We start from the raw sequence: 13,530 nt of genomic DNA, 5'->3' as shown, positions 1-13,530 counted from the left end.
CTGAGTCAGGGTTGTTTGTGCTGGCCTTCTCGCGAACAAGTTCGCTCCTACAGTTGTAATGCGAACCTCTGTAGGAGCGAACTTGTTCGCGAGACGCCAGCCCAGCCACCTCTTGGTTAAAGAATAATCTCGGTCCCGAGCACTTTCAGAAACGCATTCAACCAGTTCGAATGCGCCGGCCAGGCGGGCGCGGTGACCAGGTTGCGATGGGTGTGCGCGTCGGTCACCGGGATGTCCATGAACGTCCCCCCAGCCAGCCGCACTTCCGGCGCGCAGGCCGGATAAGCACTGCACTCACGGCCTTCGAGAACCCCGGCCGCCGCCAGCAATTGCGCACCATGGCACACCGAGGCAATCGGTTTATTGGCTTTGTCGAACGCGCGCACCCACTCAAGTACGGTGTCGTTCAAGCGCAGGTATTCCGGCGCACGACCACCGGGTATCACCAATGCGTCGTAGTCCTCAGCCTTGACCTTGTCAAAATCGAAGTTGAGCCCAAAGTTGTGCCCCGGCTTTTCGCTGTAGGTCTGGTCGCCTTCAAAATCGTGGATCGCGGTGCGGACCGACTGTCCGCTTTTCTTGCCCGGGCAGACCGCGTGCACGGTGTGCCCGATCATTTGCAGCGCCTGGAACGGCACCATGACTTCGTAATCTTCGACGTAATCGCCAACCAGCATCAGAATTTTCTTTGCGGCCATCGGGTTCTCTCCTTGGATTACTCGGCAGTAAGACTTTCAAATTACGACCGATGTGCAGCACTCGGGTAATAGGCTGCTACTACGGTCGAGTGGGCAGCGTAGGACTTTTCTGACATATTCTCCGCCCGAAGCCTACAACAATAGTCCCTGATCCCAGGCCCCGAGCGATCCCTGCCACGGTTTTCCGTCAAGCGGTTGCGGCCCAAGGCTTACAGGGAATTGGAGACCGTCCTACATGCGTCAACTGCCCTCGCTGAATATGCTCAGGGTGTTCGAGGAAGTGGCGCGCCACCGCAGCTTCAGCCGTGCCGCCGAATCATTGAATGTCACTCAGGGTGCTGTCAGTCGTCAGATCAAACAGCTGGAGGACTACCTCGGCGTCGCGCTGTTCGTGCGCACCCCACGCGGTCTGTCCCTCACTGAAAGTGGCAGCGCGTTGTCACCGCAACTGGGCGAAGCCTTCGACCACATTGAGCGCGCCCTGCAAGGCGTTCGCGTGACCAACCTGCGCCAGCGCTTGCGCATTCTCGCGCCGCCGACCTGGGCCACCCGCTGGCTGTCGCCGAACCTGCGGGTATTCTGCGAGCGTTACCCGGACATCAGCCTGAGCGTGAACAATCAGGTCAGCCCCGATGGCATGGGTGAGATCGACTGCCATATCCGCTTCGGCCTGGCCGCCGCGCAGCATGGCGACAGCCATTTGCTGACCATGGAACGGCACATTGCCGTGGCCAGCCCCGAGCTGTTCAGCAACGGCAAACCACCTGAACTCGGACAGTACCCGCTGCTGCACATCCTGCACGAAGGCAAACGGCTGAAGATTTGGGAGAACTGGCTGGAGGTGATGAACATCAGCGGTGTCGATGCCGAGCGCGGCCTTGAATTCAGTACGCTGGATCAGGTGATCCACACGGCATTGGCCGGGGGTGGCCTGGCGGTGATCGACCGGCAGATGATCGAGCGCGAACTGGCGAATGGCAGCCTGGTGCCGATCACTCCCGCAGAAGTGGTCGGCCCGTATGGCTATTGGCTGGACATTCCTACCGACAAGCTCGGCCTGTCCAAGGTCGAGCTGTTCAGGGGATGGTTGGATCAGCAGTTGTTGAGCCCTGGCAAAAGCACCTGACTCACGCCCGCGCAGTCACCCCGACCTCGACGGCTGGCTCTTCAGCTTCGACGGTGCACGCCTCGGTCAACGACAGGGATTTGGTTTCCGGTGCCCAGGCGTAGGACAACGCCGCGCCAATCGCCAGAATGCCCGCCAGAATCGCGATGGTCGAGTTAAGACCGATGCCCGCTACGCTCATCGGCAGCAGGAAGGTGCTAACCGCCGAACCAAGCCGACTCACCGCGGTAGCCAAGCCAATACCACTGGCGCGCACTTCGGTAGGGAAGCTTTCAGCCGGGAACACTCCCACCAGGTTGCTCACCGCCGACAACACCAGGGTGAACAAGCCGAACACCAACACCATCAAGAACGCCGAGCTGTTGGGCAGCGCTGCAAGGACGAACAAAGCCACAGCGAGGATGATGAACGAGTTGATCAAGAAACCACGGCGGGTGAACTTGATCGTGCACCAAATGCCGATCAGCGCGCCGATGATCAACAGCATGTTGAGCATGAACTCCGTACCGAAACCATCGGCCAGGCCCATCTTCTCCAGGATCGACGGGAGGAAGGTGTAGATCGCGAAATACGGCATCACGATGCAAACGAAGAACAGGCAGTTGAATGCCGTGCGCTTGCGATATTCGCGGCTAAACAACACGCTGTAGCCGCCACCTTTTTTCGCCGAAGGTTGCTCATCCAGCACCACGTTGGCGCCAAGATGTTTACGCACAATGGCCCGCGCCTCTTCAACACGGCCATGATTGAGCAGCCAACGCGGTGACTCAGGGGTGCCAATGCGCGCGATGAGGATCAGGAACGCCGGCACTGCCGACGAAGCCAGCATCCAGCGCCAGGCGTCGTCACCCAGGCTAAGCATTGCCGTGCCGACAAAGGTCGAAGCCACGTAACCGACAGTCCAGATCACACTGAATGAACCGAGCAATACGCCCCGATGTTTGCGTGGCGAGAACTCCGCCAGCATCGCGTGACCGACACTGAAGTCGCCGCCCAGGCCGATGCCGATCAGCACCCGACAGAGGAACAACTGCATGGCGGTCTGCGCATAGAACTGCATGACGGATGCAAGAGTGATCAGGATAAAGCTGACCAGGAAGATTTTCTGCCGGCCGACGATGTCGGAAATCCGGCCAAAGAACAGGCTGCCAAAGAACAGGCCAATCAACGCCGAGCTACCGATCAGGCCTTGCCAGAACGGGTCGAGGTGCATTTGCGGGCTGAGCAGCGTAAAGGCGATACCGATCAGGCCCAGGATGTAGCCGTCGGTGAAGTGCGCACCGAAGGTCAGTGCGGCAATTTTGATGTGGAAGCGACCGATGGGCAGATCGTCGATCTTGATAGGTTGTGCGGACATGATCTTCTCCATTTTTTATTCTTGATAGGAGTGACGAGCCGGGTGTCGCCTTCGCTTCCCTGAGAAGGCGACGTTTTACGTGTTGCGGGCCTGGACAGACCCGCACTGCATCAGTTGGCCGACAGTCCGCCCATCAACAGGTATTTGATTTCCAGATAATCCTCTATCCCGTACTTCGAGCCTTCACGGCCCTGACCGGATTCCTTGATCCCGCCAAACGGCGCGACTTCGGTAGAGATAATCCCTTCGTTGATCCCGACGATGCCAGCTTCCAGGCCTTCGGCCATGCGCCAGACACGGCCGATATCGCGGCTGTAGAAATAGGCCGACAAACCAAACGGTGTGTCATTGGCCTTGCGCAAGACTTCAGCTTCATCCTTGAAGCGGAAGCAGGCAGCGACCGGGCCGAAGGTTTCTTCGTGGGCGATCAGCATGTCGCTGCGCGCTTCGGTCAAAACGGTCGGCTCGAAAAAGGTGCCACCCAGCGCGTGACGCTGGCCACCGCAGAGGACTTTCGCGCCCTTCTCCAGTGCATCGCTGACGTGGGCTTCGACCTTGGTTAGGGCCGCCGCGTTGATCAACGGGCCTTGCTCGGTCTCGCCTTCCAGGGCATTGCCAACGCGCATGGCGCGCACGGCGACGGCGAGTTTTTCAGTGAAGGCTTCGAACACGCCGTCCTGAATGAAGAAGCGGTTGACGCAGACGCAGGTCTGACCGGTGTTGCGGAACTTCGAGGCCATGGCGCCTTTTACCGCGGCGTCCAGATCGGCATCATCGAAGACGATAAACGGCGCGTTGCCGCCCAGCTCCAACGAGACTTTTTTCAGGGTGTCCGAGGCCTGACGCATCAGCAATTTGCCGACCCGGGTCGAGCCGGTGAACGACAACTTACGCACGATGCTCGACGCTTGCAGCGCGCCGCCAATCGCCACGGCATCGCCGGACACCACGTTGAACACACCGGCTGGAATCCCGGCCTGCTCGGCCAATACCGCCAGGGCAAAGGACGACAACGGCGTCTCTTCGGACGGTTTGAGAATCATGGTGCAACCGGCTGCCAGCGCAGGGCCGACTTTTCGGGTGACCATCGCCAACGGGAAGTTCCACGGCGTGATGGCTGCGACGACGCCCACCGGCTCCTTGATCACGATGATCCGCGAATCCGCTTTAGGCGATGGAATCACATCGCCATAAACGCGCTTGGCTTCTTCGCCAAACCACTCCAGAAAGCTCGCTGCGTAGGCCACTTCGCCTTTGGCTTCAGCGAGCGGTTTACCTTGCTCGCGGCACAGCAAGGTCGCGAGTTCGTTCTGATGAACCATCATCAAATCGGCCCAACGACGCAGACGAATCGCACGTTCCTTGGCGATCAGTGCACGCCAGGCCGGCAACGCTTTGTTGGCTGCGGCGATGGCCAGATCAGTCTCTTCAGCGCCGCCCTTTTGTACGTCGGCGACCAACTCGCCGGTCGCCGGGTTGAGCACTGGATAGGTCGGGCCACCGCTCAGCCACTGGCCGTCGATGTAGTGACCGGTTTTCAGGAAAACACTCATGCTACTGCCCCTTTCAGGCTGAACGCTTCGCGCGCCGGACGAGCAACTCGCAGGATACGTTTGCCAGAGGTGTAATCGTTGATCACGTCGCACGGTGTGTAATTGCGTTCCAGCTCGTAGCGCTCTTCGTCATCCAATGGCGCTTCCAGTGCCGCCAGGGCGCTGTCGAATTGCTCGGTGGTGTCGGCGCCGACCAACATGCAATCCACGCCTGGGTGATGCAGAACCCAGGATTGCGCGACTTGGGCGTTGGACACACCACGGGCCTGCGCAACGCGCTGCACCGAGTGCGAGATGTCGAAGCTGGCGTCGTCGCTGTACATCTGTTGGGTGAAGAAGTCGGTCTGGTTGCGCGTCGATTGCGCCTCGCCGGTCAACAGGCCACGGGCCAGTGGACTGAACACCGAAACGCCGATGCCTTGATCGCGGCAGAACGGAATCATCTCGCGCTCTTCTTCGCGGTAGGCGCAGTTCAGCTGCAACTGCATGTTGATCGGCTTGACCCAACCATTGCGCTCGCAGGCCATGAGGATTTTTGCCAACTGACCAGTGAGCATGGTCGACACGCCGATGTAGCGCGCTTTGCCGGATCGCACAATGTCGTTCATCGCGCACATCACTTCTTCGACCGGGGTGTTTACGTCGTAGAAGTGCAGCATGTAGATGTCGACGTAATCCATGCCCAGACGCTTCAGCGACGCATCAATGCTGTCCATGATGTGCTTGCGCGAATGACCGCTGGCGTTGATGCCATCACGGGTGCCGTAACCGACCTTGGTGGCGACTACGATGTCTTCGCGACGTGCCAGACGCTTGAGGATGCGACCGACGACTTCTTCGCCAACGCCAGCGGAATAGAAGTCCGCCAGGTCGATGAAATTAACCCCGCTTTCCAGCGCGTGCTTGACGATCGGCTCACTCTTTTTCTCGTCGAAAATCCACGGTTTCCAGTCTGGCGTGCCCATGTTCATGGTGCCCAGGCAGAGGCGGGAAACTTGCAGGCCCGATTGGCCCAAACGAATGTATTTCATGGGAGCGGCCTCAGGCTTTAGGGGTGTAGAAAGGGTTGGCGATGCGGTTGACCACATCGGCCAATTGCGCACGTTCTGGCTTGCCGGTCAGGGCGGCGCGGATAGCAGTTCGGCAAGCGTTGTAGTTGTTCAGGTACACGGCGTCGAGGTCGTCGCAGGAAGGGTTGACCCAGTTTGCGGTGATGATGGCCCACTCGTCTTCGGCTTCAGCCGGCAGGGTGCCGTCGAGCAGTGCTTCGGTGACCGCCTTGGCGATACCGGCCTGCGAGGCGCCCCAGGTGGCGTTGCCGTGCATGTCGCTGCCGATCGCAGCCTTGTTCACGTACAGGGTCATCGGCTTGACCGGAATGTTCGGCGCAGCGATGACCATGAATGGGCAGTGACCCTGGCTTGGCGATGCCAGGCTGTTGGCAAACGCCTGGCCCACAGGACCATTGCGTGGGCCCATCATGATATTGATATGCGCGGCGTTCACGCCTGGGCCTTCAAAACCTTCGCCGATGTACAGATTGAGGGTCTTCATAGAGGAAATCCTTGCGGGCAGTAAAAGAGGGATTGCGGGAACGTCAGGCAAACACCGGCGACACAGCAGGGGTGCTGTGGACAGGTGTCGAATTCGAAAGAGGGAGCTGGGGCAGGCAGGTAATACACATGATCGCTATCGCTCGTTGTTTTTATAGATGAGCTTGGGTTGGCGACTTTTTATCACCGACCCTGAGAGCGACCGTAACCATTAAAAGTCATGGGGGTATGAGGTCAGGTAATACCCAATGAACGGATCATCTGTAGGAGCTGCCGAAGGCTGCGATCGACTGCGCAGCAGGCGCCGAGCTTGATAGCAATGAAGGCCGTGACGGCCTTATCGCAGCTACAGAGGCTAGGTGTCTGTTACTTGCCCCACGATCCAACCCGCCACTTTTTCTGAAGTCGCCGGCTCGTATCTTTAGAAAACGTCCTACGTTATGGCTCGTTGTGTTGTATGACTTGGATTCCAAGGTTGTAGGGTGTTTCTTATTTTTTTCGGCGATGTTTTACGCGGCTTTTTCGCTGGTAGGGTCTGGGTATTCCAACCTAGAAGCCCGAACCATGACGCAGTGTTTCAAAGACCACGAGTGCGATAACGAGAACCTCAACGAGAACACCATCCCCATTTCCGAGTGCAAAACCGAGATCGTGGAACGCGACGGAGTCATGACGAAAGTGACGATAGTCCCGGTCCTGACCTGCGAATGTATCTGGCACTATTTTCAACGCGAAGCGGAAGAGATCGTCGCCCCAGGCGGCGTGCTGATTGCCGATCCCCTTGAACGCAACCGCGCGATCAATGCTGCCTACGCGAGGTTGTGGCTGCATGACGAACGGTTCCAGTGGGCAGGATTGGCGGCTTTCGCGTCGAAGCAGGTGGGGTGCGGGTTGTTGCATGCAACAAAGACCATTAATGCGATTCAAGCCGAAGAAAAGGCACTACAAAAACTTCAAGACAAAAGGTGGGCGCTGATCACGCCCGGCAAAAAGCACGAGGCGGAACAAGCCTTGCGCGATTATCAGCAGGCCGCTGCCGCCAACCCCGTTGTGCCTTGGAATCTTCGTGCAGGCCTCGAGTCGGCGGCGATCGAGATAGTGGCTGTGCAGGATGACCTTCGCTACGTGCACGACATGATGGCCTTGGGTAATACCTCGTTGTTCCTCGACGTGTTTCCGTTGCATGCGTTTTATGCGAAGAGGGGACTTAAGGAGTTGAAGCAGTGTTTGAAGTCACGACAGACGATCTACGATCACCCAAAGTTGCCAGTGCTGTGGCCGATAGGGCAAGAAAGGGTCCGTTTCGGTAGGCCACACGAAGAAATCCTGCAAGCCTTCGAGGCCATCGAAGCAGGTGACATTGCTAAAAGCGTGGTGCATCTGGCATGGCATGAGCAACAGAACATCCTGCAGCCCTCGATGTACGAGGACAGCAAGTTGGTGAGGTTGCTACGTAGCAATCACATCTCCTATGTCATCAACTTTCCGTCTGGTTTGGCGCAAGCCATTGAGCTGACCCTCGCCAGTCAATGTCAGCGTATCGAAGATGGCCGCACCATCGGTTTTGATAGTAGTGTTTCGGCTAATCTGGCAGATCTCGATCAACGCATGCCTTTCGTAATCAAGGCGGCGACGCGCTTTCACAAGATGCTGCACGACGAAAATCGCAGTCTGCTGGAGCAATCGATCAAGGACATTGCCGACGGCCGAGGGGCGCAATGAATCCCGTCCCTCTAGTTGCTCGGCGTCGTTGGCTCTTGCGCGTAGTGGTCGCGCTTATTGCAGTGAACGCGACCTATCTCATGGTGCAAGTGCTGTGGGACGAGCCGGAAATCGCTCTGGAAATGGGCGGAACCTACGAAGATATGAGTTCGCAGTCAACAGCACGTTTCAGCCCGCTTATTCGGGGGCACATTTGGTTTGGAGTTCCGAAAACCGATGCACGATTGCGCTTTATTGATACCCAATATGGATTTGTCACCCCAGCGGCCAGATTTTTCACCGTTAATTTCGATGACAACATCATCGATGGCATCCGCATATCTCCACAGGTAGAACCGTTGTTACTGGAGGGCGCTTTAAAGGTGGTACTGGACTTGCAGGATCAGTGGCGTTCCGGGGGTTGGGCTGTTTTGTATCCGAAGGATAATCCACCCTTCGCGGACACACCCGAATGGCGCGCGAGAATACGCGACGCAAATAATGGTGAAATCACCTACTGGCAAGCTGGATACAAGTATCAGATCTTGTTGGGTATGAGTCGATTCAAGGATAGCAAGCGCCCTCAAGAAGAACGCTACTTGATCACTCTTGGCCTCGGTAAACCTTGGTTGACCAGCCATGCCGAATAAGGACTTCCTAAAAGCTATCGACCAAGGGCCGGTGGTTGAAATGAATCCCGGCCCTATCATTACGCGGCGTCGTTGGCTCATGCGTGTAATGGTCGCACTTATTGCAACGAGCGCGACTTATCTTGTAATGCAGGTGCTGCGGGATGAACCGGAAATCGCTCTGGAAATGGGCGGAACCTACGAAGACATGCTCTTGCAATCGACGGCTCACTTCAGCCCGCTTATTCCAGGGCACATCTGGTTTAGAGTTCCGAAAACCGATGCACGATTGCGCTTTATTGATACCCAATATGGATTTATCACTCCAGCGGCTCGATTCTTTACAGTGTCGTTTAACGACAACGTGATTACCAATATTCGTATGTCGCCGCAAATAGAGCCGCTCCTGCTAGATGATGTATTAAAAGTTGTTCTCGATTTGCAGGATCAATGGAGAGCGAATGGGTGGACGGTCATGTACCCGAGAGACAATCCACCCTTCGCAGATACTCCTGAGTGGCGTGCCAAATTGCGCGATGTGAACAAGGGAGGGATAACCTTTTGGCAGGCCGGCGATAAATACCAGGTTTTCTTGGATATGGGCCGATTCAGGGATAGCAAACGTCCCAACGAAGAGCGCTACTTGATAACCCTTGCGCTTGCAAAACCCTGGTTACCAACCCAAGTGGAATAACCCAGCGCTCGGATCACCCACGCCGCCCCAACACATTCACCACCAGCCGATCAATCCAGCCCCACAGCCGCTGTTGCACTCGTCGCCAGACTGGACGCGCTTGCCAGTCGGCGAGGCTGACCGAGGTGCTGAGGGCGAAGTCTTTTTCGAAGCTGGCAACGACGTCGCGGGTCAAGCCGGAATCAAGCGCTTCGAGGTTGGCTTCGAGGTTGAAGCGCAGGTTCCAGTGGTCGAAGTTGCAGGAGCCGATGCTGACCCAGTCATCGATCAGCACCATTTTCAGGTGCAGGAAACACGGCTGGTATTCGAAGATTTCCACGCCGGCCTTGAGCAGGCGCGGGTAGTAGCGATGGCCGGCATAGCGTACCGAGGGGTGGTCGGTGCGGGGGCCGGTGAGCAGCAGGCGAACGTCGACGCCGCGCGCAACCGCACGCCGTAGTGAGCGACGCACGGACCAAGTGGGTAAGAAATAAGGCGTCGCCAGCCAAATACGTTGCTGGGCGCTGTTCAGGCCGCGCACCAGCGAGCGCAAAATGTCTCGGTGTTGCTGCGCATCGGCGTAGGCCACGCGGCCATATCCCTCGCCGGCTATCGGTGCCTTGGGCAATCGTGGCAGGCCGAAGTTGTGTGCCGGGCGCCACGCAGTGGGCCGTTCGTTGGCGTGGAATTGGCGGTCGAACAGCGCCTGCCAGTCGATGACCAACGGCCCGCTGATTTCCACCATGACTTCGTGCCAGTCGCTGGTATTGTTTTGCGGATGCCAGAATTCGTCAGTCACGCCGGTGCCGCCGACCACCGCCAGTTGCTTGTCCACCAGCAGCAGTTTGCGATGATCGCGGTACAGATTGCGCACGCCGCGACGCCAGTGCACGCGGTTGTAGAAACGCAGGATCACGCCAGCGTCGGTCAGGCGCTTGCGCAGGCTCAAGGTAAACGCCTGCGCCCCGTAATCATCGAACAGGCAGCGCACGATCACCCCGCGCTGGGCCGCGTTGACCAGCGCCTGCACCACCACGTCGGCACAGGCGCCCGCCTCCACCAGATACAGCTCCAACTCAATCTGCTGCTGCGCCTGTTCGATGGCCGCGATCATCCGTGGGAAGAACGCCGGCCCATCGATCAGCAGTTTGAACTGGCTATCGGCGCGCCACGGAAAGATCGTCCCGCGCATGTCAGCTCAACAACTGCGGCGGACAACGTTTGACCCAGTGCGTGAGTTGTTCATGGGCGTAAGCCAGCTGCAGCACCGCCCAATCAGCTTGCGCCGGGCCGATGATCTGCAGGCCCATGGACAAACCGGCCGGGTTGAAGCCCACCGGAATACTCATGGCCGGCAAGCCCGCCAGTGTCGCGCCGACCACCACTTCCATCCAGCGGTGATAGGTGTCCATCGGGCGCCCGGCGATCGAGGTCGGCCAGTGTTGTTCGGCATCGAACGCAAACACCTGGGCGCTGGGCAGCAACAGGTAGTCGTAGCGCTCGAACAGCTTGCTCAGGGCGCGGTACCAGTCACTGCGATCCACAGACGCCTGGAACACCTGTTCGCCGGTCAGGTGCAAACCGCCTTCGACTTCCCATTGCGCTTCCGGCTTGAGCAGATTGCGCAACTCAGGGTTGGCGTAGGCCTTGCCGAGGTTGCCGTGGATCAGCCAGTGACGATGCACCAGCCAACTGCGCCAGAGTTTTTCCAGCGGAAAATCCGGCTGGCAGGTTTCGACCACACAACCGAGTTGGGTGAAATCCTGCAGCGCCGATTCACACAGCGCCAGCACGCCGTCTTCCATCGGCAGGTAGCCGTTGTAGTCGCCAAGCCACCCCAATCGCACGCCCTTAAAGTCCCGTTGCAACGAGCCGTTGAACAACGACGGATCACTGCGCAGCGACAACGGCGCACGCGCGTCGAAGCCGGCCTGGGTGCTCAACAAATGTGCAACGTCGGCCACGGTACGACCCATTGGCCCCTCTGTGGATAACTGCTGCACGAATAATTCCGGCGCTGGGCCGTGGGGCACGCGGCCTTGGGAGGGTCGCAAACCGAAGACGTTGTTGAACCCCGCCGGGTTGCGCAATGAACCCATCATGTCGCTGCCGTCAGCCACCGGCAGCATGCGCGTCGCCAGCGCCACCGCTGCCCCGCCGCTACTGCCACCGGCCACTCGGCTCAGGTCGTAGGCGTTGCGCGTGGTGCCGAACAGGGTGTTGTAGCTCTGCGAACCGAGGCCGAACTCCGGGACGTTGGTCTTGCCGATAATGATTGCACCGCTGGCCCGCACACAAGCGACGGAAATGGCGTCGTGCTCGGGGATTTGCTCGGCAAACAGCGGCGAGCCCAGGGTCGTGCGCAAGCCGGCGGTGGCGGCCAGGTCCTTGATCGCTTGCGGCATGCCGTGCATCCAGCCTCGGGATTGACCTTGCGCCAACTGCTCGTCGCATTGGTCAGCCTCGGCCAGTAACTGCTCGGTTGGGCGCAGGGAGACGATGGCGTTGACCTGAGGGTTGATGCGCTCGATATGGCTCAGGTAAGCCTGCATGACTTCGCGGCAACTGACGTGGCGGGTGTGGATAAGGCGAGACAATTCCAGCGCGTCAGCGTTGACGATGTCGTTGCCGGTTACTGCTAGTTTCATGGTTGCTTCACCCTGAGAAAATTTGGGCCATACACATACCTGTAGGAGCTGCCGCAGGCTGCGATCCAACGGCAGGAAGGCCGTTCCGGCCTTATCGCAGCCTGCGGCAGCTCCTACAGGTGTCTTGCGAATTCTAGGGCTCCAACTGACAGCCCTGCCGCTGACCTTTCCACGCCGCGCTGCTGGTGCGGCCCATGCCGCTGGCGGTCACGCGCCTGGCGGCTGCATCATCACTCAAGGCGCTCGGTACCCATTGTTTTACATAACCGGCACAGTACTCAGCCGGGTTGTCCATCACGTAGCGACACGAGCAATACTCCTTCGCCGTATAGGCACTGATGATGCTCGGAAACGCCTGCAATGCAACTCGATTTTGCCAACCGAGAAGGCCGATCACGACCAATACCAGCAGCAACAGACTGCTGAAAGGCCGGCGTCGAATAAACGTTCTACGTTCGCTCATTGCGCGCCCTCCCCGGCAAATGCGGCCAGCGCTCGCTGCAGCAATTGGTCATGGCTGTAGCTGCTGTCGCGATCATCGGCATAACGCACGATCACCAATTTCGCGCTGGGTATCACATACAGCGCTTGCCCCCAATGCCCGAGAGCAGCGAAGGCATCTACCGGCGCATCGGGCCAGGGTCGTGTGCTCAAATCAGACTCGTCGGCAGGCAGACGGTTCAACCACCACTGCGCACCGGGCACTTCATTGATGCGTTTACTTCGGTTGTGGGCGAAGGGCGTCAGGTTGAAATCGACCCACGCCTTGGGCAACAACTGCCGGTCTTGCCAGCGGCCGCCGCGCTGCATCAATAGGCCGATGCGCGCCAGATCGCGCGCGGTCATGTACGCGTAGGAGGACCCGACGAACGTGCCTGTCGGATCGGTTTCCCACACGGCGCTGCGAATGCCCAATGGCTCGAACAACGCGGTCCACGGATAGTCCGCATACGCTTTGTCGCCAACCATGGTTTTCAGTGAGGCCGACAACAGGTTGCTGTCGCCGCTGGAGTAACGGTAGGACGTCCCCGGCGCGCTGGCGACTCCGTGCTCACTGGTGAATTTGGCCATGTCGTCATGGCCTCGGGTGTAAAGCATGGCCACCACCGACGAGTTGAGCGGCGCGTATTCGTAATCTTCCTGCCAGTCCAGGCCCGACGCCCAATACATCAAGTCGCCAATACGAATATCAGGATGGGCCTTGAGCGGCGGATAAAACTTCGTCGCAGAATCCTTAAGCTGGAATCGTCCTTCGGCAAATGCGACGCCCAGTACGCTGGCCATAATGCTTTTGCTCACCGACCAGGTCAGGTGCGGTGTGTTGACCTTGGTCACGCCAGCATAGCGCTCGTAGACCAACTGCCCGTCGCGGATGACCAACAAGGCATCAGTGCGGATGCCCTTGCGTGTGTTGTCATCTCGAGTCGGGAAGGCGTAGTCCTCCAGCGCCTTTAGCGCGGGTTTTTTTGCTGCGGGTGCGCTGGGCCACTCAGCGCCAGGCCAGACCTCCGCCATTGCCGATTGGGCACCCAGCCCGAGAGCCGCCATCAGACACAAGCGCTGGAAAAACCGAGGATTCATAGGGCGATCTC

At 58.7% G+C, this 13,530-nt stretch carries 13 protein-coding genes; 4 read left to right on the top strand and 9 right to left on the bottom strand.

Annotated elements, in window-relative coordinates; all coding sequences use genetic code 11:
* Positions 1–116: 116 nt before the first annotated feature.
* Positions 117–698 carry a DJ-1/PfpI family protein gene (locus ACF0H7_RS04050; RefSeq protein ID WP_397451513.1) on the bottom strand — a complete coding sequence of 194 codons (582 nt, stop codon included), beginning with the start codon at positions 696–698 and terminating at the stop codon, positions 117–119.
* A 235-nt stretch (positions 699–933) separates the two neighbouring features.
* On the opposite strand from ACF0H7_RS04050, the gene ACF0H7_RS04045 reads away from it, so the two are divergent.
* A complete protein-coding gene (locus ACF0H7_RS04045) occupies positions 934–1,824 on the top strand; it encodes a LysR substrate-binding domain-containing protein (protein WP_397451512.1) in 891 nt (296 codons plus the stop codon).
* 1 nt (position 1,825) lies between these two features.
* Here ACF0H7_RS04045 and ACF0H7_RS04040 read toward each other — a convergent pair whose 3' ends face one another.
* The 4 genes from ACF0H7_RS04040 to fae form a co-directional block, all read right to left on the bottom strand.
* Entirely contained in the window at positions 1,826–3,181 is a 1,356-nt protein-coding gene (locus tag ACF0H7_RS04040) for an MFS transporter (RefSeq protein ID WP_397451511.1), read from the bottom strand.
* Between the two features lie 110 nt (positions 3,182–3,291).
* Positions 3,292–4,734, bottom strand: a complete 1,443-nt coding sequence (locus ACF0H7_RS04035; protein WP_397451510.1) for an NAD-dependent succinate-semialdehyde dehydrogenase — start codon at positions 4,732–4,734, stop codon at positions 3,292–3,294.
* Complete coding sequence (locus tag ACF0H7_RS04030; RefSeq protein ID WP_397451509.1) at positions 4,731–5,765, bottom strand: aldo/keto reductase; 1,035 nt, start codon at positions 5,763–5,765, stop codon at positions 4,731–4,733. Before ACF0H7_RS04030 ends, ACF0H7_RS04035 begins: the two co-directional genes overlap by 4 nt.
* 10 nt (positions 5,766–5,775) lie before the next feature.
* Positions 5,776–6,288, bottom strand: coding sequence for a formaldehyde-activating enzyme (gene fae, locus ACF0H7_RS04025; RefSeq protein WP_397451508.1), 513 nt, complete (start codon positions 6,286–6,288; stop codon positions 5,776–5,778).
* Between the two features lie 563 nt (positions 6,289–6,851).
* On the opposite strand from fae, the gene ACF0H7_RS04020 reads away from it, so the two are divergent.
* The 3 genes from ACF0H7_RS04020 to ACF0H7_RS04010 all read left to right on the top strand — a co-directional run bounded on the left by ACF0H7_RS04020 (position 6,852) and on the right by ACF0H7_RS04010 (position 9,311).
* Positions 6,852–8,009 (top strand): DUF2515 family protein, encoded by a 1,158-nt coding sequence (locus ACF0H7_RS04020; RefSeq protein WP_397451507.1) that lies wholly within the window; start codon positions 6,852–6,854, stop codon positions 8,007–8,009.
* A complete protein-coding gene (locus tag ACF0H7_RS04015) occupies positions 8,006–8,638 on the top strand; it encodes a hypothetical protein (protein WP_397451506.1) in 633 nt (210 codons plus the stop codon). Before ACF0H7_RS04020 ends, ACF0H7_RS04015 begins: the two co-directional genes overlap by 4 nt.
* A gap of 79 nt (positions 8,639–8,717) precedes the next feature.
* Positions 8,718–9,311: a hypothetical protein gene (locus tag ACF0H7_RS04010; RefSeq protein WP_397453826.1), complete on the top strand. Its 594-nt coding sequence runs from the start codon at positions 8,718–8,720 to the stop codon at positions 9,309–9,311.
* 13 nt (positions 9,312–9,324) lie between these two features.
* On the opposite strand, the gene ACF0H7_RS04005 is transcribed toward ACF0H7_RS04010, so the two are convergent.
* The 4 genes from ACF0H7_RS04005 to ACF0H7_RS03990 form a co-directional block, all read right to left on the bottom strand.
* Positions 9,325–10,482 carry a phosphatidylserine/phosphatidylglycerophosphate/cardiolipin synthase family protein gene (locus ACF0H7_RS04005; protein ID WP_397451505.1) on the bottom strand — a complete coding sequence of 386 codons (1,158 nt, stop codon included), beginning with the start codon at positions 10,480–10,482 and terminating at the stop codon, positions 9,325–9,327.
* 1 nt (position 10,483) lies between these two features.
* On the bottom strand, positions 10,484–11,938 hold the full coding sequence (locus tag ACF0H7_RS04000) for an amidase (protein ID WP_397451504.1): 1,455 nt from the start codon (positions 11,936–11,938) through the stop codon (positions 10,484–10,486).
* A gap of 133 nt (positions 11,939–12,071) precedes the next feature.
* A complete protein-coding gene (locus ACF0H7_RS03995) occupies positions 12,072–12,401 on the bottom strand; it encodes an amidase (RefSeq protein WP_397451503.1) in 330 nt (109 codons plus the stop codon).
* Entirely contained in the window at positions 12,398–13,519 is a 1,122-nt protein-coding gene (locus tag ACF0H7_RS03990) for a serine hydrolase domain-containing protein (RefSeq protein WP_397451502.1), read from the bottom strand. Before ACF0H7_RS03990 ends, ACF0H7_RS03995 begins: the two co-directional genes overlap by 4 nt.
* Between the last annotated feature and the right edge of the window lie 11 nt (positions 13,520–13,530).

It is taken from the genome of Pseudomonas sp. NA-150 (assembly GCF_044336365.1).
Classification (GTDB): domain Bacteria; phylum Pseudomonadota; class Gammaproteobacteria; order Pseudomonadales; family Pseudomonadaceae; genus Aquipseudomonas.
The sequence above is the reverse complement of the archived record's forward strand: the minus strand, read 5'-3'. Positions and strand labels throughout refer to the sequence as shown.